This is a genomic window from Ensifer adhaerens (assembly GCF_002007205.1).
Taxonomy (GTDB): domain Bacteria; phylum Pseudomonadota; class Alphaproteobacteria; order Rhizobiales; family Rhizobiaceae; genus Ensifer; species Ensifer adhaerens_D.
This window is the reverse complement of record NZ_LAZS01000011.1, coordinates 163,701-189,095: the sequence shown is the minus strand read 5'-3', so window position 1 is coordinate 189,095 and position 25,395 is coordinate 163,701. Positions and strand designations below refer to the sequence as shown.

Annotated in this window: 19 protein-coding genes and 1 riboswitch; of the genes, 8 read left to right on the top strand and 11 right to left on the bottom strand. The window is 62.5% G+C overall.

Annotated features, from left to right (window positions below):
- Positions 1-9 precede the first annotated feature (9 nt).
- Complete coding sequence (gene rfbC, locus XB14_RS24480; RefSeq protein ID WP_077965207.1) at positions 10-576, bottom strand: dTDP-4-dehydrorhamnose 3,5-epimerase; 567 nt, start codon at positions 574-576, stop codon at positions 10-12.
- Between the two features lie 234 nt (positions 577-810).
- A riboswitch (TPP riboswitch) is annotated at positions 811-914 on the top strand.
- Positions 915-1,031: 117 nt separating this feature from the next.
- Here rfbC and thiD point away from each other — a divergent pair.
- A complete protein-coding gene (gene thiD, locus XB14_RS24475; RefSeq protein WP_077965205.1) occupies positions 1,032-1,907 on the top strand; it encodes a bifunctional hydroxymethylpyrimidine kinase/phosphomethylpyrimidine kinase in 876 nt (291 codons plus the stop codon).
- Positions 1,908-1,934: 27 nt separating this feature from the next.
- Here thiD and XB14_RS24470 read toward each other — a convergent pair whose 3' ends face one another.
- The 9 genes from XB14_RS24470 to XB14_RS24430 form a co-directional block, all read right to left on the bottom strand.
- Complete coding sequence (locus XB14_RS24470; RefSeq protein WP_077965203.1) at positions 1,935-3,236, bottom strand: glycosyltransferase family 4 protein; 1,302 nt, start codon at positions 3,234-3,236, stop codon at positions 1,935-1,937.
- Positions 3,233-5,452 (bottom strand): hypothetical protein, encoded by a 2,220-nt coding sequence (locus XB14_RS24465; protein ID WP_077965201.1) that lies wholly within the window; start codon positions 5,450-5,452, stop codon positions 3,233-3,235. The genes XB14_RS24470 and XB14_RS24465 overlap by 4 nt, the downstream gene beginning before the upstream one ends.
- A gap of 10 nt (positions 5,453-5,462) precedes the next feature.
- Positions 5,463-6,194 carry a hypothetical protein gene (locus XB14_RS24460; protein WP_077965441.1) on the bottom strand — a complete coding sequence of 244 codons (732 nt, stop codon included), beginning with the start codon at positions 6,192-6,194 and terminating at the stop codon, positions 5,463-5,465.
- Positions 6,195-6,204: 10 nt separating this feature from the next.
- Positions 6,205-7,467: a glycosyltransferase family 4 protein gene (locus XB14_RS24455; RefSeq protein ID WP_077965199.1), complete on the bottom strand. Its 1,263-nt coding sequence runs from the start codon at positions 7,465-7,467 to the stop codon at positions 6,205-6,207.
- Positions 7,464-8,309 (bottom strand): class I SAM-dependent methyltransferase, encoded by an 846-nt coding sequence (locus XB14_RS24450; protein ID WP_077965197.1) that lies wholly within the window; start codon positions 8,307-8,309, stop codon positions 7,464-7,466. Before XB14_RS24450 ends, XB14_RS24455 begins: the two co-directional genes overlap by 4 nt.
- Positions 8,306-10,561 carry a glycosyltransferase family 2 protein gene (locus XB14_RS24445; protein WP_077965195.1) on the bottom strand — a complete coding sequence of 752 codons (2,256 nt, stop codon included), beginning with the start codon at positions 10,559-10,561 and terminating at the stop codon, positions 8,306-8,308. Before XB14_RS24445 ends, XB14_RS24450 begins: the two co-directional genes overlap by 4 nt.
- 65 nt (positions 10,562-10,626) lie before the next feature.
- On the bottom strand, positions 10,627-11,286 hold the full coding sequence (locus XB14_RS24440; RefSeq protein ID WP_077965193.1) for a calcium-binding protein: 660 nt from the start codon (positions 11,284-11,286) through the stop codon (positions 10,627-10,629).
- Positions 11,287-11,599: 313 nt separating this feature from the next.
- Positions 11,600-13,018 (bottom strand): HlyD family type I secretion periplasmic adaptor subunit, encoded by a 1,419-nt coding sequence (locus XB14_RS24435; protein ID WP_077965191.1) that lies wholly within the window; start codon positions 13,016-13,018, stop codon positions 11,600-11,602.
- On the bottom strand, positions 13,015-14,760 hold the full coding sequence (locus XB14_RS24430; protein WP_077965189.1) for a type I secretion system permease/ATPase: 1,746 nt from the start codon (positions 14,758-14,760) through the stop codon (positions 13,015-13,017). Before XB14_RS24430 ends, XB14_RS24435 begins: the two co-directional genes overlap by 4 nt.
- Positions 14,761-14,992: 232 nt before the next feature.
- Between XB14_RS24430 and XB14_RS24425 the strand changes: the two genes are divergently transcribed.
- From XB14_RS24425 to XB14_RS24395, 7 genes are all read left to right on the top strand, one after another.
- Complete coding sequence (locus XB14_RS24425) at positions 14,993-15,565, top strand: MarR family transcriptional regulator (RefSeq protein WP_077965187.1); 573 nt, start codon at positions 14,993-14,995, stop codon at positions 15,563-15,565.
- 46 nt (positions 15,566-15,611) lie between these two features.
- Positions 15,612-16,865: a glycosyltransferase family 4 protein gene (locus XB14_RS24420; protein ID WP_077965185.1), complete on the top strand. Its 1,254-nt coding sequence runs from the start codon at positions 15,612-15,614 to the stop codon at positions 16,863-16,865.
- A 174-nt stretch (positions 16,866-17,039) separates the two neighbouring features.
- A complete protein-coding gene (locus XB14_RS24415; RefSeq protein WP_179119653.1) occupies positions 17,040-18,512 on the top strand; it encodes a DUF6212 domain-containing protein in 1,473 nt (490 codons plus the stop codon).
- On the top strand, positions 18,499-21,180 hold the full coding sequence (locus tag XB14_RS24410; protein ID WP_077965181.1) for a glycosyltransferase: 2,682 nt from the start codon (positions 18,499-18,501) through the stop codon (positions 21,178-21,180). Before XB14_RS24415 ends, XB14_RS24410 begins: the two co-directional genes overlap by 14 nt.
- 38 nt (positions 21,181-21,218) lie before the next feature.
- Positions 21,219-22,397 carry a polysaccharide pyruvyl transferase family protein gene (locus XB14_RS24405; protein WP_077965179.1) on the top strand — a complete coding sequence of 393 codons (1,179 nt, stop codon included), beginning with the start codon at positions 21,219-21,221 and terminating at the stop codon, positions 22,395-22,397.
- A gap of 139 nt (positions 22,398-22,536) precedes the next feature.
- The gene (locus XB14_RS24400; RefSeq protein ID WP_077965177.1) at positions 22,537-23,709 is read left to right on the top strand and encodes a polysaccharide pyruvyl transferase family protein; all 1,173 of its coding nucleotides are present in this window, start codon (positions 22,537-22,539) and stop codon (positions 23,707-23,709) included.
- 31 nt (positions 23,710-23,740) lie between these two features.
- A complete protein-coding gene (locus tag XB14_RS24395) occupies positions 23,741-24,829 on the top strand; it encodes a glycoside hydrolase (protein ID WP_077965440.1) in 1,089 nt (362 codons plus the stop codon).
- A gap of 47 nt (positions 24,830-24,876) precedes the next feature.
- On the opposite strand, the gene XB14_RS24390 is transcribed toward XB14_RS24395, so the two are convergent.
- The gene (locus XB14_RS24390; protein WP_077965162.1) at positions 24,877-25,119 is read right to left on the bottom strand and encodes a hypothetical protein; all 243 of its coding nucleotides are present in this window, start codon (positions 25,117-25,119) and stop codon (positions 24,877-24,879) included.
- Between the last annotated feature and the right edge of the window lie 276 nt (positions 25,120-25,395).

Genomic DNA, 25,395 nt, shown 5'->3' with positions numbered 1-25,395 from the left:
ACATCGAGACTAAGCTTCTTGCTCGAGTGTAGTGTGTAGATCGGAAAGTTTTGGCTGATCCCTGTCCTTGTCCGACAGGATGGCGTTACTCGGGGGCACCGGCCAGTTTATCCCGAGCTCCGGGTCGTTCCAGAGCAGGCCACGATCATGCTCAGGACTGTAGTAGTCGGTCACTTTGTAGCTGACCAAGGTTGCGGGTTTCAGGGTACAAAAGCCGTGGGCGAAACCCGGCGGAATCCAGAGCTGGTGACCGTTCTCTTCAGAAAGCTCTGCGGCTACGAATTTTCCGTAGGTCGGCGACCCGCGTCGAAGGTCCACCGCCACATCCCAAAGGGCGCCGGCGATACAGGAAACCAGCTTTCCCTGTGCTCGCGGCGCCAGTTGGAAGTGCAGCCCGCGCACCGTGCCAGCTTCAAGGGACAGCGATTGATTGTCCTGAACAAAAGGGTGGGGCCCCCCCACGATTTCGGCGAACCGATCAGCCCGAAATGTCTCAGCGAAGTAGCCACGCGCATCGATCAATCGGTTGGGTTTAATCAAGAAAACCGAGGGAATAGCCGTTTCTTCGATTTTCATAGTCTATTCCTTGATCGCTGCGGTCCGCTTGCGAGATAATACGTCTCGCATGGATGTCTAACGATATGTTGCGTCGGGATTATTGCCGATCCCGGGAAAATGGGACCGTGAAGCGGAAGTATTACTCCCGAGCCTCTCCTGTGATGTCTTGGTCCGTGGGGGCTGTGTCGAAACGCGCGGCCTCGATCCACGGCATCCGCCAATTGACATCCCCGCCCACGCTCCCCTAGCATCAGTCCTGCCGAGGGGCGCGCAGTGACTGCGCTGAGATGGCGGTGAGCCAGACCCTTGAACCTGATCCGGATCATACCGGCGTAGGAACGGCAAGGGCCCTTCTGCTCATCAGCCGTCTTTGCGCTTTTCGACCGGATCTCCGTCCATTTCCGGGAGGTCGCTTTGCTCGTGTCTGTTTTTACCTCAAACCGAAAGGGCTCAAGCCTCGTGCAGGTGGGCCGATGACCGCGATTGCCGTTACCATCGCAGGCTCGGATTCCGGTGGCGGGGCGGGCATTCAGGCGGATCTGAAGACGTTCTCTGCGCTCGGCGTCTATGGCGCAAGCGTGATCACCGCAGTCACGGCGCAGAATACCCGTGGGGTTTCTGCGGTGGAAGACATCTCCCGGACTGTCGTTACGGCTCAGATCGATGCTGTGTTTTCCGATCTCGCCGTCGGTGCGGTGAAGATCGGAATGGTGTCTCGCCGCGAGACGATTGGGGTGATTGCGGCCGGTCTGAAGCGCTATGGCCGGCAGGCTGTCATCGATCCGGTGATGGTGGCGACCTCGGGCGATCATCTGATGCAGCCGGACGCGATCGCGACGCTCAAGGAGGAGTTGTTGCCGCTCGCGCTCATTCTGACGCCGAACCTGCCCGAGGCGGCGCTGTTGACAGGACGCGCGATCGCCGAAACCGAAACCGAGATCGCGCGTCAGGCGGAGATGCTTCTGAAACTCGGCGCGCGTTCGGTGCTGATGAAGGGCGGGCACGCCAAGGGCGAGGACGCGACCGACATTTTCCATAGCGGGGAAACGGTCCTGCACCTGTCGCGGCCGCGGATAAAGACCAGGAACGATCACGGCACCGGGTGCACGCTCTCGGCCGCAATCGCCGCGGGTCTTGCGCAGGGCAAGCCGATCGCGGATGCGGTTGTCGCGGCCAAGGCCTATTTGCATGCCGCGCTGGTGGCCGCCGATGAGCTGGCCGTTGGCCATGGACGCGGGCCGGTGCATCATTTTCATCATTGGTGGGGCGGTAACGCTAGCCGGAGCACAGCGCCTTCGAACGTCGTCGAAGCCACGGAAGGTCTTGGCCTGTTGTCGCGATCTGGCTGAGCAGTTTGGCATGGCTTAGGCTCTACCTCAGGCCACTGCCGCACTCGGCAGGGCCTCCTGCGCGCCCTTGAGCATCTTGCGGTAGAGCGCCACATGCTCCCGCGCGCAATCGACATGGCTCGTCGGCCGCCGGAGCGTCGCGCGCAGATTGTCCCATGCGCGCGGGGCGGCCAAGACGTCGATCAGGCGGTCGGCCAGATCCTGGGCGCTGCCGGCGCGGAAGTGATAGCCATCCAGCCGGTCGCGAACCTTCTCGGCCATGCCGCCGATATCCGAGCACAGGATCGGCCGGCCGTGATGCAATGCCTCCTGGATGACGACGGGGGAATTTTCCCACCAGACCGAGGGCATCACCACCCAGTCGACCGAGCGCATCAGCCGCGGCATGTCCAGGTTCTGGTAGGCGCCGTAGAAGCGGACGCGGCGACCGGCGTCCTCGATCAGTTTCGCCACCTTCTCCTGATAGTCTTTCGGCTGCCGCTCGAGGTTGCCGCCGAAGATCATCAGCGAGGAATCGTCCCCCCAGATGTCGTCGGGCACGCGCGATACCGCGTCGATCAGCACGTGAACGCCCTTGAACGGCGTCATCTGTCCGAAATAGGCGAAGCGATTGCGCCGGGACGTCGGCGACGGCAATTCGCGGGCCGGCGCCTTGTCGCCCATGACGATGCCGTTCTCGATGACGAAGATCCTTTCGGCCTCCAGCCCCCACTCGACATAGCGGTTGGCGAGAAAGGCGCTCGGCGCGATGAAGGCGTCGGCGAGATTGAGCATGCCGCGCACGAACTGCTCGCGGCGAACGAACCGCGACACCGGGATTTCCGGGAAACACGTGTGGCAGCTGATCGGCGAGGCGCCGTTGCAAAGCTGGCCCGAAGGGCGTTTCACCATCTGGCCGTGGTTGTGGCAGATCGACAGATACTCATGGAACGTCACGACGATACGCGCCTTGGGCAGGGCGTCGCGAACTGCATAGAGCGCCTCCAGGCCGAAGCCGAGGATATGATGGAAGTGAACGATGTCCGGCTTGATGTCGCCTACGAAGCGCAGGAGGTCGCGGCGGATCGCTTCCGTATCGCCGTTCGACAGGAAGAAATGGTCGAAGTCTTCGGCGTGGTAAAGCACTTCATCCATGGCAAGCCGCAGGCTCATCAGCGCGGAGGCGCCGTGGCGTGGGACAGGATTGCCGACGCGCGCGAGGTAGATCGATTCCACGCCCGACAGGCCGTTCAGCGCCTTGTGAAGACCGTGCGAGGCAATTTCCGCCCCGCCAAGGGAGTGGGTCGGGTGGCCATGGGAGACCACAAGTACGCGGAGTTTTTCGCTCATACGCCAGCCTCTTCGAAGAATGTCTTGGCGGTTTCGGAGGCGGGCATCCATCGGGCACGAAACAGCGTCCGATCGACACGTTCGACGAAGCGCGCGGTGGCGGCAGAGCCCGCTTCGGGCACCTCGTCCGATCCGACCATCTGCAGCGAAGGAAGCCAGTAGGCTTCGTAGCCCTTGCCGCTCAGGCGAAGGGCGAGATCGAGGCCCTTCAGCGATGCGCCGAGATAGATCGGCGACGAGCCCGCGTCCTCCATCAGCGCTTCGCGCGGCATGATGCAGCAATCGAGCGATGCGGCTGCGACCCGTGTCAGCTTCAGGCGGTTGACGGCGCCGACCGGATAGCCGGCGTATCGGCTCGATTGCAGATGATCGGGACGGTCGAGCGACGTGCTGCCGGCCCAGCGGATCGAATGATCCTCGTAGGCAAGGGTCGGCGAAATGATGCTTCCCTCTTTTGCCTCGTAAGCGGTAACGAGCGCCTGGTACCACCCGGTATTGGCCGGCGTCAGGGACGCGGAAAGCAGGATGACGGCGCTGCCGTTCACGCTCTCAGCAGCCGCTTGCGCCATGTCGCACGCATCGCCGGCCCCCTCGACAGACACGAGCCGCAGCGGCAACCGGTAGAATTCCGAGAGTTGACGGATATGGACCGCGTGCCTTCGGAACCGTTCGGCCTGCAGCACAAGCGCGATCGGCGCCCGGCGCGTCTGCGGGTCGAGCGCCAACAGCCCCAGGAGCGCCGCGAAATCCGCTTCCGCCTCTCCGGCGACAAGCAGGATGGCAGTGCCCTCGGCCTGGTCGAATGGGCCCATGTCGACGACGGTCTCGATCGTTGGCGCGCTGCTGCCTGCAGTCGTCAGGAACGGGACGATCTGACGGTCGAGGATATCGGGCAGGGCCCAGCTTGTCGGGTCGACCGAGGCAAGCAGCCGCAGGGCGGCAGTGCGCGCCGGCAATCGCACCGGGAAGAGTGGCATATAGGCGCGCCGGGAGTCGCGAAGGGTGAGTTCGAGATGAACGGGCCCTTCCGGCTCCCCACCCAGCGTCTCGACAAGACCGACAAAACCATGGGAGCGGCGATGACCGGAAATTGCGCTCTTGAATTCCGGGCGATCGACGAAGGCCTCCTCCACGTCGGACCGTTCGGTCCGGGTCCAGCCTCCGTCCAGCCGTGCCCGGCCGCCCTGTCGGCAAAGCCGCACGCTTTCAACATGTCCATCCGCATCCAAGAGCCAGCCCGAGATCAGAAAGGCGCCATCGTCGCCCTGGTAGAGGGCATCCACGCCGAGGCGAACGGGAACCGGAAGGCTCGAGATCGTCTCGGTGCCGTCATAGCCGTTGGCCGCCTCGCGCAAGCGAAGCATGACCTGCGGCGAGCCCTGGCTCTGAAGCAGCATCGCGCGGATATGACCGGGTGTGTCGAGCGGACCGGTAACGACCCTGCGTTCGTGGAGCCCGGCATAGCGCCAGGCGCCGCGGCCGCGATAGAAAATACCCTTGATGTCGCGGGCCCGCGGCAGATCGGTTGCCGACAAGAGGCCGACAAAGCCGGCCGAACCTTCAGGCGCGTCGTTTCGCGGGAAAACGGCGACATTGCAGTCAGCGAGGAAGGTCTCGTCACTGCGGATGATGGCGCGGCAGATGCCGGCCGGCAGGTCGTGCGCCCATCCCTTGAGCGCGATGTTACCGTCATGGCCCTCGCCAAGGAGCTCGATGTATCCGTCGCTCGCAGCGCCTGCCTTGAGCAGGGTCGTGATAGCCGGGAGCCGCTGCTCGCCATGCGGTGGCTTGATCAGCACGTCCACCAGGCGGCCGAGGACATGCACGAGTTGCGGACCGGCGAAATCCTTGAGCATCGCCGTGACTTCAGCGATCGAGGCGGCGCGTGGTGCAACGATGTAGCGCTTGCCGTTGCCATCCCTGCCGAAGCGCAGGGTCGTCGGCAGGCGTTCGGAGCTTTCGACCGGCAACAGCGCGGCAAAACCATGGGTGGCGGAAGACTGGGGTGCCGGCAGCCGCCAGCCGGCGACCGACGCTGTCACCTGGCTCGACGGATCTTCATCGATCTCGACCGGCAACTGATCTGTCATTGGTCCACCGGTGCCGATCAAAAGCAGCAGTGTTTCGTCGATCACGCAGGCGATGATCCGTCCACTGCGCGCGATGCGGCCAAGCGGTGCCGGGCTTGAAGAAAGGCTGAGTTCCGAACTGGGCATGAGTTACGCCTCAGGCCCGGAGGAAGACGGAAAGAATCGCGCCCGCGGCAAAGCCCGCAAGGACGAAGAGAAGCAGAAACGCCGGCTTCAGATCGCCGTTCGAACGTTGCTTGAGCGCGTTGAGGCTCTTTTCCATGCCGGCGACCACGCCATCGAGCCGCATCAGGTGGACGTCGAGATCGGTCAGTCGCTGGGTGATTTCTCCTCGCAGGCTCGCGACGTCTTCGCTGATTGCAGCAAGTCCGGGAATGTCGTCGTCCTCGGCGCCATCCACCTTCGACCGCAAGGCGGAGCGTTGAGAAACCTGCAACTGCCGCTGCGCCGCCATCAGCACGTCGAGCTTGTCGAGCACTTTTGCAAGCGGCGCGGCGATCAGGGCTTCGGCGGCCTGTTCGTCGGGCTTTGGGACACGAAGCGGCAGTTCGCCGCCCTTGTCGGTCGCCGCAAGCACGACGAGTTCGCCGGCGCGCGCATTGGCCATTTCAGGCAATGCGATCTCGAAGGCGTGGTTGCCGTCGCCGATGCCGTTGCGTTTCAGATCTGGCCGGTTGCGGTCGGCGAGCGCCTCGGCGATCACCTTGCCGTCGAGAAGCACGCGGATGGCCAGCCTCTTTTCGGGGGTCTCCGGATCGAACGCCCAGCCGAAGACGCGGCCCTGGTCGATCGCGTCCACGCGTCCCTTCAGCGGCTTTGCATTGTTTTGTTCCGGTGCGACGTCTGGTTTGTCGGCTGCTACAGACATGGTCATTCCTCTAGGCCGCGGCGGTTTCTCTGGGCTCGATCGCGTCGATGAGCGCAAGATAGCGCCGGGCCGTGGTGTCGATATCATTGGGCTTGCGGGCATTTGCCGAAAGACGGCGGCGAAGATCCGGGTTTTCCGCGATGCGCCGCATGGCGGCGGCAAGCGCACGCGGATCGTTGGGCGAAACGGTGATGCCGTTGACGCCATCCTGGACCATTTCGGCCATCCCGCCGATATTGCTGGCGATAACGGGCTTTCGCTGCGACTGCGCCTCGCCGATGACCAGCGGCGCGTTCTCCCACCAGATCGAAGGCACGATGGTGCAATCGACCGCGGCGATGAGTTCGGCGATATCTTCCCGCCTGTAGGCGCCGCGTTGCTGGACGGAAGGCGCCGTCTTCTTGAAAAGCCGGGCGATTTCGTCCTTGAAACTGTCGGCCTGGAAGGGAGCGCCCCCGTGGACCCGAAGCTCAAAGCGCAGGCCCTCGTCGATCAGTTGCCGCGCAGCTTCCAGCAGGACGGAAGTGCCCTTCCAGGGATTGAGGTTGCCGAAATAGCCGAAGACCGGCCGATCGTTTTCCGGCTGGCCCTTGCGCGATGGCGCGTCTCGCGGTGGTAGCCCGTTGGCAATCACGTCGATCTGGTCGCCGTCAAGACCCCAGTCGATGAAGCGCTGCCTCAAGAACTGGCTCGGCGAGATGAAACGATCGACGGTTCTGAGCAACGCCTTCAGATGCTCTTCGCGCAGCACGAAACGATCGAGCGGAATGTCCTTGAAGCAGCTGTGGCAACGGTCGGGGCTCGATTTGTGACAAAGTTCCTTGCCGCTGGTGCGCACCATCAACCCGTCGTGATGGCAAAGCGGGTAGTAGTCGTGCAGCGTCATCACGATCCGGCAGTCGGGCAAGGTGCGGCGGACGATGTGCGGAAACTCGGCGCCGAGCAGCAGCAGATGGTGGATATGAACCACATCCGGCCGGAAATCGCGCAGGAGCTCGGTGAGGTCTGGCACGACGCCATAAAGGTCGATCTGGCTCATGAAGAAGCGATCGAAATGGCCGGACCACAACAGCACCTCGTCGCCCTCAGGACCGATCGCCTGAAAGCTGGTGCCCGGCCGCACCTGGCGGTGGGTCTGGTTGGTGGCGCCAAGAAACAGAACTTCGTGACCGGCCCGCTGATAGGCGCGGAAGAGGTCGTGCGCGAAGATTTCGGTGCCCCCTGGATGGAGTGCGGGATGATTGTGCGCGGCAACCAGGATGCGCTTCTTCATCCGCCCACACTCCGGCGCTCGGCGACGAAGACATCCTGATAGTGACCGGCGCTCTGTCCCCGCCAGTGACCGAGCGATTTCAGAACCGTCGTAAAGCCTGCCCGCTCCAATGCCCTGTCGAGGAAACCGTCGTCGAAGCCGACGGCCGCCAGCGGCGGCAGGCCGGGCACGAACCAGCAGGGGCCGTCGCCGCTGCGGTTGAAGGCAAGGCGCTGATCCCGTCGGCCGTGTTCGTCCTTGGCGGCGATGGCGTCGACCACGAAAGCCGTGACGAAGAGCCGTCCGCCAGGCTTCAGCATCCGGTTGATCTCGCTGAAATAGACGAGCACTTCGTCCGGCGGCAGATGGGTAACGATCGACGTCATGATGGCGAAGTCGAACTGGCGGTCCGGATAGGGCAGCTTCAGCGCCTTGCCGTTGATCCTGCCTGCGGGATTGTAGAGTTCGTTGGCGATGTCCACGTGCTGGAAGGTGAAGTTTGGATAGACAGGCGTGACCGATTGACGGCACCAGGTGACGCCGCCTTCCACCGGGTCGATGCCGACATAGCGCCCGTGGTCGCTATCGAGATACTGGGTGAGCGGAACCGCCATGCGGCCGATGCCGCTGCCGATATCGAGCACGCTGCTTGCCGGCTGCAGTCCACCCATGCGGATGAAGTGGCCGAGGAATTCCGCGCCGACGGCCCGGTAATTGCCATCTCCGACGAAGACGCTGTCCTTGTCCGGCTGCGGCAGGAAACGATTGGCGAGCACCGTCTGAAGCATGCCTTCGATACGGTCGTCGTTCTGTTGCCAGGCCATCTGCAGGTTGTCTGCGTGACGAAGTGCGGGCTGGTTCATGCGGCGCTCCTGGCGGCAGGCTTGCGGGTGCTCGGCGCTGCCGCCTCTTCGGCGCCGAGGTAGGATGGCATCAGTTCAGTGATGTCCTGGTTCCAGCGTTCGGTGTGCAGCCATGCATTGTACTGGCTGGCGACGCCGCGCGTGTAATCCTGGCTGCGGCTGATCGACCGCCGCTCGAGATGATAAAGACAGGCGGCCGGCTCATAGATGATGTCGAAACCGGCTCGGCGGATCTTGAGGCAGAGATCGCTGTCCTCGTAGTCGCCGATCACGAAGTCCTCGGCATAACCGCCGACGAGGTCCCACACCTCCCGGCGCATCACCTGGCAGGCGCCGGTCACGCCGGGCACGCTGCGCATTTCCTGCGCCGGCGCATAGGCGCCCGGCATGCCCTTGTAGAAATGGTGATTGAGCCAGATGTCCTGCTTGTTGCGGCCGAAATAAAGGCCTGCATGCTGCAGCGAGCCGTCCTCGAACAGGAGCTTCGGCCCGATGGCGCCGATCGACTTTTCCTTCAGCACCGGCCGCGCGAGCTTTTCCAGCCAGCCGGGCCCGCAAGGGACGACGTCCGAGTTGAGCATGACGATGACGGAACCGCGGGCAAAGCGTGCGCCGGCGTTGCAGGCGCGGGCATAGCCGCCATTGCGGTTCATCACCACGAGCTTCATCGAAAGACCGTGAAGCAGATGGAAGCCGCCGAGCAGATGCTCCGTCTCATCATGGATCTCGGGGGAATCGAGCACGTAGATGATCTCGGCATTGGCCGCGACGAAGGGATCGGTCGCAAGACCGGACAGCTGGAACCGCAGGAAATCGAGCACGCGGTAGAGCGGAACGACGATCGAGACGAGAGGCGCGGCCATTATCGGGCCGAAGTCCTTGGTCTGCTCGACCCGGATCGTCTTGCCCAGTCTCTGCTCCACATCCTTGAGCGCCGGCGCGAGGATCGTGCGGAACGCCTGATCGTTGGCGTGCTGCGGCGGGACGGCGCGCAGGATGCGATTGCGCTGCGTTGCAGGGTCGAAGGGTTGCGGCTTCGGTACCAGCGGCTTGACCGCCCCCGACGCAAGCCGCATCTGGAAGCGCGGCTGGAGGAGGGCCCCAAGCGGTTCGCGCATCGGCAGCCAGCTGACAAAGCCGGTCACGTCGGTCTTCGAGCCTTCTTCTGCGCCGCGGGCCCAGCCCGGAAACTCATACCAGTTGCCGTCGAGCGGCAAGGCCGTGCCGTCTTCCTGCAGATAGTCGATCCCGGCAAGGACGCCGGTTGCGTCCCGCGTCCAGCCGCCGACGAGCAGGCCATCCGACATCGCAAGCGCAAGATCGATCTCGGCGCCCGGATGGAGCGGGGACTTGCCCGCCTGTTTTGCCGGCAGGGCGGAGCGAAGCTGCAGGTCGATCGCAAGGGCCGTACCGCTTTCGGGAAGCTCGCTCAGGGAGCGCACGACGAATTCGCGCAGACCCGGTGCTGCACCATGCTCGGGCCACCATTGCTGAAGGCTTGGATACCGGGAGCCGCGAGGCGAAAGCTCACGCACGGCAATCCCGCGCTTTCCCATGATGATGAGCGAGAGGGCCTGAGGCGCGCGGGGCGTCTCAAGAATGAAATTGCAGCGACGTTGGCCGCGCTCCGCACGGCCCGTCACGGCAAATTGCTGCGGCAACGGCAGAACCGCCTCGGCGCTGAGGGCGTAGATCGCGCTGATTTCGCCAAGTTCGGCATTGACGGTCGTCTCTGCCAGATAGCGCCCATGCGCGAGCCGACAGGCAATGGTCGCGGGGCGTTGCCCAAGGTTCAGGGCGTGGATCACGTCATCGACAAGGCCGATGAAGAACTCGTCGCGAGACAGGCGAAACGCGCTTCGCCAAACCGTCAGCAGGTTGTTGAGAAACTTGAGGCGACCTTCGGGCTGAAGATCGGAAAGTTGGGCCGCGAGATCGAGGAAGGGGAGCCTGGGTGTCGGTTCCAGAACCACCGTCTGCAGGACCTCTCCGTCCGCGGCGATTTCGGCGAGCTCGCGCTCATTTCCGGGGCGCATCGCCCAGAAGATCCTTTGGCCGCCGCCTTGGCTGCGGGGAAGCGCCATGCTGACGAGCGGTACGAGCGACCGCGACGCGGCAAGCGCGTATTTGGTTTTTGGCGAGAGTTCGGACGGGGCGTCCCAGATCAGCACAGCAACGTCGAAGCCGAGCCTGAATGCCGCGGCGCTTGTGAAGTCGAGGCCGAAGCTCCTGATACGGTCGTCTGCCGTCACGCGCTACTCCTGGAAGACAGAAGGGAGGGCGCCCCACGGGAGGAAGTGGGGCGCGCCGGTCAATCTCAATGGATCGTGAAGTAGTGGTTCGGGTTGGCCTGGATATCGTCGGCGTCCGCATTGACGAGCGTCAGCGTATCGCCATGGCCGAAGTCGATCACGACATTGCCACCAACCTGGGTGACGCGCGATGCCAGATCTTCCGGAGAAGAAATGTCGAGACCGTTGATGTCCTTCGAGATCTGCAGCAGGTCTTCGCCGGGCGTGAAGTCGAGGATGACGTCGTTGCCGCCACCACCGTCGAACACGAACACGTCGCTGCCTTCGCCGCCGGTCATCAGGTCATCGCCCTGACCGCCGTTGATGATGTCGTTGCCGGCACCACCGAACAGGATGTCGCTGCCCTTGCCGCCCATCAGCAGATCGCTGCCGTCGCCGCCCATGAGGATGTCATTCCCCTTGTCGCCGTAGAGCAGGTCGTCGCCATGGCCGCCGAACAGGATATCATTCCCGTTGTCGCCATGGATTACATCGCTGCCCCAGCCGCCGAACAGGGTATCGTTCCCGTTTCCGCCGAACAGCATGTCATCACCTTCGTCACCGAAAATGGTGTCGTCGCCATTGCCTCCGTTCACGAAGTCATCGCCACCGCGGGCATGGATGAAGTCGTCGAAGCGCGAGCCAAAAAGGGCGTCATCATACGCGCCGCCTTCCAACGTGGCCATATGCTACTCCTCTTAGTTGTTGCTTACGTCATCTTGGTTGTTGCTTGCGCTCATCCCCGGTCTCAAACCGGTGGCGAGCGCGGCGACATTGCACTGCAAAAAAACATATGGCAACAGCAAAAAAGAAATAAAATCAGATGCACTGTATTATTATCTTCTACCTACGATGTATATCTTGTATCAGTTTGATGATTATCCCCGAGATCTAAGGGGGTATTGATTTTGGTATTACTTAGAAATAAATTCAAAATTAGAAACAAATTGCCGGCGAAATTGAATTTCGCCGGCGTTTGTGGCTTCAGGCTCTTCTTGATCAGTCTTCCCGGAACGACCGATTCAGACTCTCGGCGATCGGCGAGACCATGTAGTCGATCGCCGAGCGCGGCTTGTGCACGATCAGCACCTCCGCCGGCATGCCGGGATAGAGGCGAATATCCGGGTTGGCGGTGAGCGACGCCGGTGCAATGCGGGCGCGCGCCACGTAATAGGAGACGTTCGACTTGTCATCGACCGATTGATCGGCTGCGACGTAGCTGATCTCGCCGTCGAGCGGCAGGTGCGAGCGCTGGTTGTAGGCTGTCAGCCGGATCTGCGTCTTGGAACCGATGCCGATGCTGTCGATGTCTCGGGTGCCGACATGCATCTCGACGAGAAGAGGCTCGTCCTCCGGCACGATGTCGAGCAATGGCTGGCCGGCCGAGACGGCGCTGCCCGGCGTTCGCAGCTGAATATTGGTGACGATCCCGCTTTGCGGCGAGCGGATTTCGAGGCGGCTCAAGACGTCCTTGGCCGCGACGAGCTTCTGCCGCACATCGGCAAGCTCGAGGCGTGACGTGGTGATTTCGCCGGCGATCTCCGACTGGAAGTCGTTCTCGATACCGGTCAGACCGAGTTCCGCTCCGGCTTCCGCCTTTTCGGCCTGGGCCTTGTTGCCCGCAAGCTCGCCGCGTGATGCGGCAAGCTCGCTGAGCTTGGCATCGATTTCGATCAGCTTCGAGCGCTGGGCAAACTCCTTGGCCACCAGCGTTGCGATTGCGGTGCGCTGCTCGGTGATCAGTTCGATCTGGCGATCGGTCGCCCTTATCTGTTCGGTGAGCGACTTTGCTTTTTCCGAAAACTCCTCGATGGTCTTGCCCTGAACCTCGAGGCGGCCGGCTTTCGCCTCGCGCCGCCGCTCGAAGAAGTTTGTCTCCGCCTTCACTGCGTCGTCGGCGGCCGCTTCCGACGTACCCTTGAGCTCGTCGGGAAAATCTATCTGCGCGGATTCCGTCTGCTCCGCCTTGAGGCGGGCGAGCTTTGCGATCAGGCCGAGGCGCCGGCTTTCCAGCGCCTGGAGATCGGATCGGGCGCGGGTGTCGGCAAGCTTGATCAGCGGCTGGCCGAGTGTGACGCGGTCGCCTTCCTGGACCAGGAGGCGGTCGAGGATGCCGCCTTCGAAGTGGCTCACAGTCTTGCGTTTCGAATCGACCACGATTGTGCCGGTCGCGACCGAGGCACTGCTGAGCTCGGTCGAAAAGGCCCAGCCGAAAAAGCCGCCGAAGGCGACGAGGATCGTCGTCATGCCCGCAAGGACCACGCCGCGCAGCGGCGCCGAGGCGCTGCTCTCGGCATCCGTATCCAGCCCATGCAGCGGGTGCGGTCGTTCAGGGATTGCGGGCAAGGTCGAGCGGTCGTCCTTTGCCACCAGTGAGTGTGCCTCACGCGAGGCCGGCAAATTCTCTTTCTTCGTCATGCGGATACGCCTTCCCGCCTCGGCTCGCCGGGTGTCATGGATGCAACCACATCGGTGCGTGGGCCAAACTGGGTGATGCGCCCGTTCTCGAGAACGAGCAGCTTGTCGGCGGCCTGCATGATCGTTGGCCGGTGTGCGATCATGACGACGATCGCGCCGTCATTGCGCGCCCGCTCGATCGCGCGGATCAATGCGCGCTCGCCGATCGCATCGAGGTTGGCGTTCGGCTCGTCGAGAACGATCAGGCGAGGGTGATCGTAGAGGCAACGGGCGAGTGCTATGCGCTGGCGCTGGCCGCCCGAAAGCGTCAGGTGTCCGTCGCCGACCGGGGTGTCGTAGCCGAGCGGCAGGCGCCCGATCATGTCGTGCACGTCGGCAAGGCGGGCGGCCTCGAGCACCTTGTGGGGCTCGCCTTCCTCCATGCGCGAGATGTTGTCACGGATGGTTCCTTCGAGCAGCGAGACGGACTGCGGCAGGTAGCCGGTCATCTGGCCGAAGGACGAACGTTCCCAAAGATAGACATTGTTGCCGTCGAGGAAGACGCCGCCGGTGGTCGGTTTCTGAATCCCGACGAGGAGCCGGGCAAGGGTCGATTTGCCCGCCGCCGAGGGGCCGACAATGCCGAGCACTTCGCCGGGAGAGAGCGAGAAGGAGATGCCCTTGATGATCGGCACGTCGAGGCCAGGGGCGGCGTAGACCAGCTTATCCACAACAAGATCGCCCTGCGTGCGCGGCTGCGGCATGGTCTGGCGCACGGCCAGATCCTGGTTGAGGGCGGTCTCGATGCGGCGCCAGCTGGCGATGGCGAGCACCCACTGGCGCCAGTTCTCGATCATCGAATCAAACGGGGCGAGCAGGCGTCCGACGAGAATGGTCGTCGCCATCATCGCGCCGGGCGAAATCTCCTGCTTCATCACGAGGATAGAGCCTGTTGCCAGCGCCGCCGCCTGGATCATGAAACGCAGCGAGCGGGTGATGGAGGCCATGGCCTTGCTGCGGCTGCCACTGGTTTCCAAAGCGTCCAGTGCATGCAGTTGTGCTGCGCGCCAGCGGCGGGCGAGTGCCGGCAGCATGCCCATCGCTTCGATCGCCTCGGCATGGCGCAAGCTCGCACCAATTTTCGAAACGGCCTCGATATTGGCTTGATTGGCCTCTTTCATCAGCCGGCGAGTCAGCAAGTCAGTCAACAATCCACAGCATACGAGCAGGGCAATGGAAATGGCGCCAAGAAGGCCGAACATCGGGTGCAGCGCAAAAAGCACCCCGAGAAAGATCGGCGACCAGGCGGCGTCAAGCGGGGCGCTCACGGCGGAAGTCGTAAGGAAGCTGCGCAATTCAGCCAGGTCCCGCAGCGACTGGGTCGCCCGGGTCAGTCCTTGATCGGCGGCCGCCTGCACGGCGGCGGTCAGCACCGGCAGGTTCAGCCAGCGCACGACCGCACTACCCATCGCCTGGAACGTCAAAGCCCTGATGTATTCGAGCACGCCGTAGATCACGAGCGCGCCGATGACGAGAATCGTCAGCATGGTCAGCGTGTCCATGCTTTGGCTGTTCAACACGCGGTCATGAACTTGCATCATGTAGAGGGGTGTCGAGAGCTGCAAGATGCCGATGCAAGCACTCAGCAGGGCTGCATAAATAAGTGCCAAAACGAACACGCGGCGTGCTTTCAAAATAAGCAGTCGTGGATCGTTTGCTCCATTTTGCGCCGTCTTTGGCCCAATTTGGTTCTTGCTAATCATATTGCCTCGTTTGCTGTCACGCGTGGCGATTTTCTGGATAAGTTCGTTGGGGTCTTGAGGAAGCTATTTTGTTTGTTATCACTTAAATCACAGTGTTGCCGTGATAAGTGTGACACAATAATGGTGGAATGCTCAAGATAGTCGTATTCGGGGGGAGTAAAGGGGGCGAAAAATTGCTTCAAAATTTGAAGTAATTTTTGAATATAGTAGTAATGCTCAGTTGGAGAGAGGGATGAATCAAAGGATTCTCTATCCGTTCGCAGATTTTGGCGGCGCTGTTGCCATCCGCCCCGGGGATGACGCAGTTGGAAGTGCCCCTGAACATGACAATATTGACCAGGAGAGCGAAGCGTCCGTGGTCAGCTACTTCGAGCTGGCACGGATGATGGAGCGGGCCAGCAGGCGCTTTACCGGCCTGTTGCGTGCCGAGCTGACCAAGCTCGGCGTCGACGATATCGGTCCGGCGCAGGCCATGGTCCTTCTGGCGATCGGCGATGCCGAAGTGTCGGTGGCGGAGCTTTTGGACCGCGGCCACTATGTCGGCTCCAACGTTTCCTACTACCTGAAGCAGTTGGGCGACGGGGAGTACATCGACAGGGCCGCGTCGCAGCGCGACCGGCGTTCGGCCCGCATCAAGCTTTCGGAGAAGGGCAAGCAGCTCTGCGATGCCTTGCGCAAGGCGGCCGGCGCCTATGAACGTGTCCTCAGCCACGGCGAGCAGGACCGGCGCAATCTCGAAACCGCATTTCAAACGCTGCACCGGCTTGAGCTGGTTTGGGGGAATGCAACGCGCTACGGCATCTGAGATGCCCGCGCACAGGCTGTCCTTTCAACGGCTATAGGCTAGAAACATGCACGTAGCATTTGTACACCGGCGCGGCTTCTGCCAGTTCGCCGCTCTCGCGTCTCATTTGGCGCAGACGGGAAACGAAGTGACACTCGTGACGGAAACCGTGGATCAGCGGATTCCGTCCACGCGGGTCATTCGCCACAGAGCAGAACCGGGCCCGCAGGCCAATTCGCAGATGGCAAGGCACCTCGGTGTGCCGGACCATCACGTTCGGATCGGCCACCGCGTCGCCGAAACCTTCGATGCCATGGCCCGCCAGGGGCAGGTGCCCGACGTTATCGTCGGGCACATCGGCTGGGGCGGCATGACCTTCGTCAAGGATGTGCTGCCGAATGTCCCGGCGCTCGGCTATTGCGAGTTCTTCTATCGTGCGGAAGGAGCCGATATCGGCTTTGCACCGGACGACAACCCCGATTCGGACACGCGCAAGCGGCTGCGGCTGCGCAACATGGCGCAACTCCTGACGCTTGAGGCGATGGATGGCGGCATCAGCCCGACCCATTGGCAAAGAAGCCTTTATCCGGCAGAGCATCGCGCGCGCATTGCCGTCTGCCACGAGGGCATCGACACGCGCGTTTTCCGTCCCGACGCGTCGGCATCGCTGAAGCTTCCGGACGGGCGGGTGCTCAAGGCGGGAGATCCGCCGATCGTGACCTTCGTCGCGCGCGATCTCGAACCCTATCGCGGCTTTCCGCAGGCGCTGGAGGCGGCGGCCAAGGTGGCGCGGCGCCATCCCGACGCCCTCTTCGTTTTCGTCGGTGGCGACGGCGTCAGCTATGGCGCTCCGCCGCCCGGCGGCGGTTCCTGGAAAGACCATCTGCTTCAGTCGCTCGATGTTCCGGCCGACCGGTTCCTGTTTCCCGGAGTGGTGCCGCACGGCGTCCTCAGGCAGTTGTTCCAGATCTCGGCCGCGCATATCTACCTGACCTACCCCTTCGTGCTTTCCTGGTCGGTCCTTGAGGCCATGGCCTGTGGCGCGCTCGTCATCGGATCGGACACCGCGCCGATGCAGGAGGTCTTAAGCTCCGGCCGCAATGGCCTGCTCGTGCCGTTCTTCGATACGGACGCGCTCGCGGAGGCGATCTCCGGTGCCTTGCAGCAACCGGAGAAGTATACCGAGCTGCGCGCGGCAGCCCGCCGCACCGTCGAGCAGAGGTTCCGTCTGGGTGATTGCGTGGCAAGGCAGATGACATTGCTTGATAAGGCGATGGGAAATGCCGGATCCACTCAAATATTACGGGTCTCATCTGCATAATACTTCAAAACCCGAAGTATTATTTCACGAAAAACGCAAATATAACTTATTGTGCAGCGCAAACATCCTTGATATGCTTTCTCTAGATCATTGAATTCGCCGATTTATTTCGAGTTGGCGAATTCAACTACAGAGAGAATTCGGTCGTATCGAGGGTGGCGCGTGCAAGGGTTGGTGTCTTCTGGCGTGAGGTATTCGCAGGCGAAGAGAAAGCTGGTGTTGGCCTCGGATCACGATAGGGAAAGTGTCCAGGGCAGTGGCATCGAGCACCTGGTTCATTTTCTTCCGGCAGGCGATCGGCCTGATGCGACCCTCGAAAACGTATTTCCGTTGATCGGGCTCGCCTTCTCAAAGGAGGGCGAGGCGGATCTGGCCGACGGGCTCGTATCGCTGCGCGCCCTTGGCACCGTCCCTGAAATTCCGATCAAGCGCCTGAGCGCCGAGGCCGTCAGCGAGAGCGCCGGGCTCATTCAGGCGCTGGTCGATGGCGGCGTGGGTCGGCTCGCGCGTTTCTCTTCGGCGATCACCTCGGAGCTTGCGTTGCTGCGCCGCGAGCGGGAAACGCTGCTCGAAAACTATCGCGCGCTCGAAGATGCGTTCCAGGCGCGCAACTGGGAGCCGGTCACCGAAGTCTTTGCCCACGACCCCTATGTCGATCCGAAGGACGAGGGCATCGGCCATCTGATTGCCAACGCTTTCGTCGAGCAGCTTCTGCCGGTTTCAAGCCACGGCGTCGCCGGTATCGCGCTCCACTTCAATTCGGTCCCGAGAGACGGTGGCGAACTGGTCGTCGTCCTGAGCTATGTCGAGAGCGGTGAGGGGGTTGCCGAATGGGCCGTGCCGTTCTCGCAGCTCGTACCAAGCTGGAACTTCTTTGCCCTGCCGCGCACATGCGGCGGCGGCGCGAAGACGCTGCGGCTGCGGGTTTCGACGGCCGGCGCCGAAGTAATCGGGCTTTCGCTCGGCTATCCGATCGCCAGCGAACACTACACCGCCCGCTCCGAGACCCGCCACGCCGACTTGGATCTGCGCCCGCTGGCATTCCGCGTCTATACCGGCCTGCCCGGCGTGAAGCCGACGCGCATGCCGAACATGATCGCGCCGACGGCCTTGCTCGATGGCCACTTCATCGAGGATTACCGCCTGTCGGTTGATCTGCTCAGCCAGATCGCCGACGTATCGGTGACGCCCGTCGTGCCGGAGTTTCAGACGGTACGCTACCTCGAGCACGAACACGCCGTCGTTTGCCATCCGCTGCCAAACGGCGTATCGGCCGGTGCGATCGGCCGCGCCATCGAGCCCGGAACCATATCGCTCTCCGCCAGTGCGATCGTCGATCATCCGAAGGGTGCGCCGGCCGCGGTCAGCTTCCTGCTCGCGCCAGCTAACTCGAACGCACGTTCGGAAGTGGCCGAACTCGCTCGCAAGGGATCGGTCAAGCCGTCGGTCTTCTTCAGCGGCTGGCGCGAGGTTACCAACGAGCAGCCGATCAACATCAATTTCCAGCTGGACGAGCCGGTGCGCCAACCCATGGACCTGATGATTCTCAGCCGCGCCGTGACGGATTCCGTCGATTTCTCCTGGCTCAAGGTGTCGGGCTTCCGGATGGTCAAGCAGTCGGGCGGTGCGTCTCATGTCCAGCAATAGCGATCCAAGGGACCTCATTGCGATTGCCATGCCGCTCTACGGCCACGCGGCGCTGGCGCTCGAGGCGCTCGAATCCGCGCTCGCCTCGGATCTCAAGGGCTGCCGTCTCGCCATCGTCGTCTCGGTAGACGGCGACCCGCGGCAGGAGACCTTCGACCAGTTGCTGCTTTACTCTGCGGCCCATCCCGATATCCATGTGGTTTTCGGGCGCAACGCTGGCCCGGGCGGGGCGCGCAACCGCGCGATCGACTATGTGCTCGACACTCTGCCTGAGGCGAAGGCTGTCTACTTCCTCGATGCGGACAACCGCGTTCTGCCGGGCACGATCGAGACCCTCTATCGACGCCTGGAGGAAAGCGGCGCGGGCTGGGTCTACACCAACATCGACACGTTCTCGGTGAGCTGGCGGGCGCATTACGGCAACCACTATTCGCGGCTGGTCCACTGCATCACGGACAACATCTGCGACACCGGTTCGATGATCTCCATCGATGTTTTCCGTGAAGGCGTGCGCTTCAACGACGACCGGCAGAACGGTTTTGAGGATTGGGAATTCTGGCTTTCCTGCGTCGAGCACGGCTTCGTCGGAACGCCATGTCACGACACGACCTTCGAATACCGGCTGCGCGCCGAGAGCCGCTTCAAGGAAGCCAACCGCGATCGCGCCACATCCGTGAGCTTCCTCAGAAAGCGCCACAAGGCTCTGTTCCAGCGGCCGATGCTCGTCGATTTCGAGCATGAGGAATGCCCGCGCTATCTGTTCGCAAGGACCGAGGACGCGGCGATCTCCTTCTTCACGGACCCGACGAAGCAACCGAAGCGGCTGCGTCTCGATGATATCATTCCGGCCTTCTGGGCAAGCACGGGCGAGCCGGACAACGTGCACTTTCCGCCCTTCGTCATGGCTGGCAGCGGCGCGACCATCGATCTGCTTCTGCGCTCGCGCATGCTGCCCAACGTGCTCTGCCACCTGGAACGGCTGAGCGAGAAGGCCAATGTCGTGTTCGTCCACCTGGGCAACGACGCGACGCAGCGCAAGATCGAGCCGACCTTCCTCGACGCCGGCGCCCAGCACCTCGGCCAGCCGGATCTCATCTTCATTTCGACGACGCTCCTGCGCGACGTCATCCGCAACAACGCGCTCGACTGGTTTGCCTCGATCGGCAGCCAGCAGGTCTGGCCGACCTCGGCGGTTCTCAATGTGCGTTTCCCGTTCCCGCGTGCACTTCCGCGCCGGACGCTGATCACGCCGCAACAGGTCATGATCAACTGCGTCAATGCGATTGCGACAAGCCCGCTTCGCCGCACGGCGGGCCGCCGCTGGACCTGGCGTCCGGCGCGCCTCATGCCTTACTCGGACCTGCACAAGGCCCTGCGCACGGAAATCGGCGGCTCGCCGGTACTGCCGCTCGGACATAGCGAGGCGGGCAAGAAGACCGCAGCCCTTCTGGTGCCGAATGCCTCCTTCGGTGGCGCCGAGAAGGTGATCTACGCTGCCTCGCGCGAACTCAAGGCCGCAGGCTACGAGACCCATCTGTTCGTGCTCGGCACCAGCAGAATGGACGTCATCGACGAGTTCGATTCGAGCTTCGACTATGTCCACTTCTGGGACCAGGGCATTCCGGCCTGGGGCGGCTCCGGCTCGTTCCTCGGCCAGGATTTCATCGCCGACCATCATGAGGTCGACTGGGGCGCACTGAAGGGCCAGCTCTCGGGTTTCGATCTCGTCATCAACAACCATGTGATGGCGATGCATCCGCTGATCGCGCGGCTGCGTTCGGAAGGCACGCGCACGGCCTGCTATCTGCATGTCGTCGACAACACACCGTTCAAGCGGCCGGCCGGCCAGCCCTTTGCGGCCATCGCCCATGAGCATTGCTACGACGCGTTTCTCACCTGCTCGGAGCAGCTGAAGTTCTACCTGCACAGCTTCGGCGTGCCGCTGGAAAAGATCTTCGCCGTGGCGAACGGCGCGAGTTTCTCCGTCCCGCCGAAGGTGCTTGCAGATGTGCTGCAGGTGCGGCGGATCGAGCGCAAGGACGACCGGCTGCGGCTGCTCTACATGGGCCGTCTCGACCAGCAGAAGGGCATCGACCGCCTGGCCGCGACGATCGCCGAACTGCGGGCCGCACACGTGTCGTTCGACGCGCGGGCGATCGGTGGCGAAATCCTGGCGGATGCCTCGTTCTCCTGGACGGACCGGTTGAAGGAACTGGGCGTCGACGTGCGCCCACCGGTCTTTGCCAGCCGCGACCTGATCAAGGCGCTCGGCTGGGCCGATGTTCTGATCATGCCTTCGCGCTGGGAAGGGGCGCCTCTGATGATCGCCGAAGCCCAACAGCTCGGCTGCGTGCCGATCGCAACCGCGGTTGGCGCCGTCGACGAACTGATCGTCGATCGCGAGGACGGCATCCTGATCGATGCATCCTCCGACCCCCAGGTGGTGCGCGACATGGTCAAGGCCATCGCCGAGGTTTCCCGCGACCGCAACCTGCTAGCGCCGATCATGGAAGGCTGCCTGAGAACGGCGGCGCGCCGCGGCTGGTCCAACTCCTTTGCGGAGTTCCTCGGCTGGTGTGATGGCTCCGTGAACAATTCCTCGCTTTCGCGCGCCAAGGTCATCCGGGCGCGTGAGACATCCAATACCGGCGTCGCAGCCGCAGGCTGAACGACCCGGACGACTTTTCAAAGAGAAGGGACTTACGCATGCGTCCAAGAATCCTCCTGACGGGCATTCCTGGTCATTACACGCGCCTCGCAAACGGCGCGAATGGCCTGTCGGTTTCCTATTCGGAACGGCAGAAACAGCCCGAAACCAAGGACGAGTTTCTTCAGGAGCTTCGCAACATCAGCAACACCGGCAACTATCTGATCGGTGAGGGGGCCCTGCGCGCCATTGCCCCGCATGCCAAGCAGATCCCGTTCTGGCACCTCTACAACGCCCATAAGAACGGCACGGGTTTCGACGAGTTCAACAACAACTTCGACATCTGCGTCTTCACCTGCGCGAATCTTCTGCGCAAGGGGCTTTCTGCGGACGCCGAAGCCGATGTGCTCAGCAAGCTCAATATGCCGATCGTCATGCTCGGCATCGGCCACCAGAACCGCAAGGATCTGGAAACCGGCCTGCCCGAGGGAACGAAGCGTCTGCTCGATGTTCTCAAGGACCGCGAGCACTATTTCCTCACCCGCGGCTATGAGACGGCTGGCTACCTCAAGGACCAGGGCTTCAAGTACGTCCGGCCAACCGGTTGCCCCTCAGTCTATTTCGCGCCGAACAACATGCGCGCCTCGATGAAGAAGCTGCCTGATGTCAAGATCGGTCAGGCCAAGACGATCTTCTCGGGCTACCTCGGCGCCAATCACGATTGCATCGTTGATGCCATCGCGCTGAACCCCGAGGGAGCGAAGCCGCAATATGTCATCCAGGACGAATTCCTGCACTTCGACATGAAGGTCGAGCCCGATGCCGACGGCAGGGTTTTCGATTCCTGCTCGGGCAAGATGCTCGGCGATCTCGCCTTTCCGGGCGCTGAGCGCCAGAAGGTGCCGTTCGACGTGCGCACCTTCTTCGATACCAACCAGTGGCGCGCCTGGGCCTCGCACATGGACTTCAACTTCGGCCGTCGTTTCCACGGCTCCATCATCGCCATGCAGGCGGGGGTGCCGAGCCTGATGGTGGCTGTCGACGACCGCATGCGCGAAATGCTGGGCTTTACCGGCCTGCCGTCGGTCGACGTCCAGGAGCTCGAAAAGGCGGAAAACCGCGCGGAATTCGTCGCCAGCCATCTGGCCGGGTTGAACGCGTCGGAACTGGTGGATCGTTATTCCGACCGCGAGCGCAATTTCCGCACGGTGCTGCGCGAAATCGGCATCGGCCTCTAATCGCTTACGCCTCGGGCGCGTTGCCCGAGGCGCTCAATTCATGATGTTCGGGCGGCGTGGCGAGGGTTGCAAACCCGCTTCCAGCTGCCGCCCCCGTTCTCGTCAACTCTGTCGGCCAGTCCACAAACCAGGTGTATCGATGCGTATCCTGCTCACCGGAATCCCCTCTTATCTCCAGCGTACCGTCTCGCGTGTTTCCGGTGCGACGGTTCATCACAAGCCGTACTTCGATGAAATCAGAAGCAAGAAGGATCTGGTCGATCAGGTCAAGAAGATCGCCAACACCGGCAACTACCTGATCGGTGAAGGGGCAGCCTACGCCTTGCGCGGACATGACGTGACCTACGTGCCCTTCTGGCACCTGGTCAACAGCCGCGGCGCCAACGACGTCTACGAGGTCCTGAACAAGGAGTTCGACATGTGCGTGTTCGCCTCGGCAAACCTGTTGCGTCCGGGCTATTCGGCGGATCTGGAAGCCGATGTGTTCGAGAAGCTGAAGATGCCGGTGCTGGTGATGGGCATCGGTATCCAGAAGCGTGAAGGGCTGAAGGACAACCTGCCGGCTGGCACGCTGCGCTTCCTCGAGGTGCTGAAGCAGAAGGAAAGCTTCTTCCTGACCCGCGGCTACTTCACCGCCGAGTTCCTGCGCGCGGAGGGCATGAAGTTTGTCAAGCCGACCGGCTGCCCCTCGCTCTTCTTCGCGCCGAACGAGATGCGGCGGTCGCTCACGTCGCTTGCCAATGCCGATCTGGCGTCGGCCCAGAAACTCGCGCTCGGCGGCTATCTGGGCAGCGTTGCCGATACCATCGTCGATGCCCACGCGCTTCTGAAGCCGGAGAGCGTGGCCAGCTACGTGATCCAGGACGAGATCGTTCATTATAACCTGACGCTGCCGGTGGATGACAACGAGACGGTCTATGATCGCTCCAGCGGCCGCATTACCGGCAAGACCGAATACAAGCACCAGGAGAAGTGGCAGCGCCAGAACGAACTGGTGGTATTCTTCGACACGAACCAGTGGCGCGCCTGGTCATCGGCGCGAGACCTGTGCATCGGCAGGCGGTTCCATGGCTGCGTCATCGGCATGCAGGCGGGAACGCCCTCGCTGATGATCGCTGTCGACGACCGCATGCGCGAGATGCTCGAATTTATCGGCTTCCCCTATATCGAAGCGGGTGTGTGGAACCGCGAGGCAAACAAGAAGGCGCATCTTGCCAACTTCCTGTCGAAGATCGACGCCCAGGCGGTTGTCGACCGGTATTCGGCTTGCGAGGCGAACTTCCAAAGTGCGCTTAAACAGGTTGGCATTTAATCCCTGCGCGAGACGAGCAGCGCCCTGGGCGCTGCTCCTTGCCGCCCTGGTCTCCTGGGCGACGTTTTCGCATGGTGCTTCTGCCCTCGCGAGCGAGGCTGCGGTTGCGCGTTTCGGCGTCAACCGGCTCAATCTGGCCTGGCTGAAGCCTGCCGAACAGGAGCGCATCCTTCAGGAAATTGCCGACAGCGGCGCCACGCATGTGCGGCTCTCGCTGTCGCGTCCCGTCGACAAGAGCATCGACGCGCTGGAGATCGCCAACCGGCTCGGGCTGCGGATCCTGCTCGAAATCCAACTGTCGAACAAAAGCTATTATGCCGACACGGTGCGGCCCCGCACCGGCTACGGCCGCATCTGGGATATCCATCGGCTGTCGGACCTCGACCTCGACCGCTATCGCGCCGGGCTCAAGGCGGCGCTGGAGCGCATGGACGCGCTTGGCATCCGTCTGGATGCGGTGGAACCCGGGAACGAGATCAACCTCGCAGGCTATAACGGCGACCTCGCCGTCTACGAGAAACCCGGCGAGCCGACGCCACGCAGCGTCACCGATCTCAAGAACCCCGCCGCGTTCGACAAGGGCCTGGATAAGTATGTCGATGCGCTCCGGATCACGCGCGAAGAAGTGCAGCAAAGCGCGAGCCGTGATGCGGTCATCATCTCCGCCGGGCTCGCCGACATGGGCGCCAAGCAAGCGGACCGGGAGGGCATGGAGCGTCTGGACCCGGCCGAGGTGATTGCGCTTCTGAAGACAAAGGGCATGGACAAATACGTCGATGCCTATGGCATCCACATCTATCCCGCCCGCAAGGATCCAAAGGCGATCCGGTCGGTGGCCACCAAGCTTCTCGAATTCTGCGAGCCCGCCGATCAGGGGCGGCCCTGCTGGGTGACGGAGTGGGGGATCGGTAACAGGGCGCAGAGCTGCCCCGTCGACGATCGTGAACGCGAAGACGCGATGACGGCCATGCGGGCCGTCTTCGAGCAGTTTTCAAAAGAGAAGCGACTGGACGCGGCCTACTATTACGACTGGGACACCGAGAAAAATTACCGGCTGTGGCGCTGCGGCAAGCTCAGCCCGGCCGGCGCGCTCGCAATAGAACCGGCCAGCGACGATTGACGCCACGCCGGGCGCGGCGTCGCAACGCCCGTGCGTTCCGTGCCGGATCAGCGCCGGGTCGCGCGGCTTGTCGCGGGTTCCAAACCCTTGCCGCGGTAGGTGACGGGAATGCCAAGTTCCTCGTGGGTCCGGGCCAGCGTTTCGAGCCAGGTCGCCAGCTCGTCTGGAACCTTTTCTTCACCCGTCTCCATCGCCTCGATCCACGCCAGGTTGCAGTGGAGCGCGCTTGCCAGATTGATCGGCGTCCAACGGAGAACGAGAAGGCATTGGGTGAAACGGGCGGGGGTCATCGGTGGTGCTCAAGGTTGCATGTGGAACGGATGAAACAGGCTTTACACGCGCAAATAAGTCAAGGTGATGAATTGCCGCGCCCAAAAGCTGTGATCTTTTCGTGCGTTAGATTTGAAAGGGCAAAATGCCGCGGTGCAGCAAGCGATTGACGCGTCTCACCCGGTATTTACCGGAGGCGCCTGTAGTCTCTTTGGGTTGTCCGGTGGACAAATCGGCGAAAATACGAGGACCGATCGTCGCCTGCCGAACGGTTCTCACCCCCAAGCCGGTGCAAA

Coding starts and splice junctions, on each gene's coding strand:
- rfbC (WP_077965207.1), bottom strand. CDS start 576: ATGAAAATCGAAGAAACGGCTATTCCCTCGGTTTTCTTGATTAAACCC.
- thiD (WP_077965205.1), top strand. CDS start 1,032: ATGACCGCGATTGCCGTTACCATCGCAGGCTCGGATTCCGGTGGCGGG.
- XB14_RS24470 (WP_077965203.1), bottom strand. CDS start 3,236: ATGAGCGAAAAACTCCGCGTACTTGTGGTCTCCCATGGCCACCCGACC.
- XB14_RS24465 (WP_077965201.1), bottom strand. CDS start 5,452: ATGCCCAGTTCGGAACTCAGCCTTTCTTCAAGCCCGGCACCGCTTGGC.
- XB14_RS24460 (WP_077965441.1), bottom strand. CDS start 6,194: ATGTCTGTAGCAGCCGACAAACCAGACGTCGCACCGGAACAAAACAAT.
- XB14_RS24455 (WP_077965199.1), bottom strand. CDS start 7,467: ATGAAGAAGCGCATCCTGGTTGCCGCGCACAATCATCCCGCACTCCAT.
- XB14_RS24450 (WP_077965197.1), bottom strand. CDS start 8,309: ATGAACCAGCCCGCACTTCGTCACGCAGACAACCTGCAGATGGCCTGG.
- XB14_RS24440 (WP_077965193.1), bottom strand. CDS start 11,286: ATGGCCACGTTGGAAGGCGGCGCGTATGATGACGCCCTTTTTGGCTCG.
- XB14_RS24435 (WP_077965191.1), bottom strand. CDS start 13,018: ATGACGAAGAAAGAGAATTTGCCGGCCTCGCGTGAGGCACACTCACTG.
- XB14_RS24430 (WP_077965189.1), bottom strand. CDS start 14,760: ATGATTAGCAAGAACCAAATTGGGCCAAAGACGGCGCAAAATGGAGCA.
- XB14_RS24425 (WP_077965187.1), top strand. CDS start 14,993: ATGAATCAAAGGATTCTCTATCCGTTCGCAGATTTTGGCGGCGCTGTT.
- XB14_RS24420 (WP_077965185.1), top strand. CDS start 15,612: ATGCACGTAGCATTTGTACACCGGCGCGGCTTCTGCCAGTTCGCCGCT.
- XB14_RS24410 (WP_077965181.1), top strand. CDS start 18,499: ATGTCCAGCAATAGCGATCCAAGGGACCTCATTGCGATTGCCATGCCG.
- XB14_RS24405 (WP_077965179.1), top strand. CDS start 21,219: ATGCGTCCAAGAATCCTCCTGACGGGCATTCCTGGTCATTACACGCGC.
- XB14_RS24400 (WP_077965177.1), top strand. CDS start 22,537: ATGCGTATCCTGCTCACCGGAATCCCCTCTTATCTCCAGCGTACCGTC.
- XB14_RS24390 (WP_077965162.1), bottom strand. CDS start 25,119: ATGACCCCCGCCCGTTTCACCCAATGCCTTCTCGTTCTCCGTTGGACG.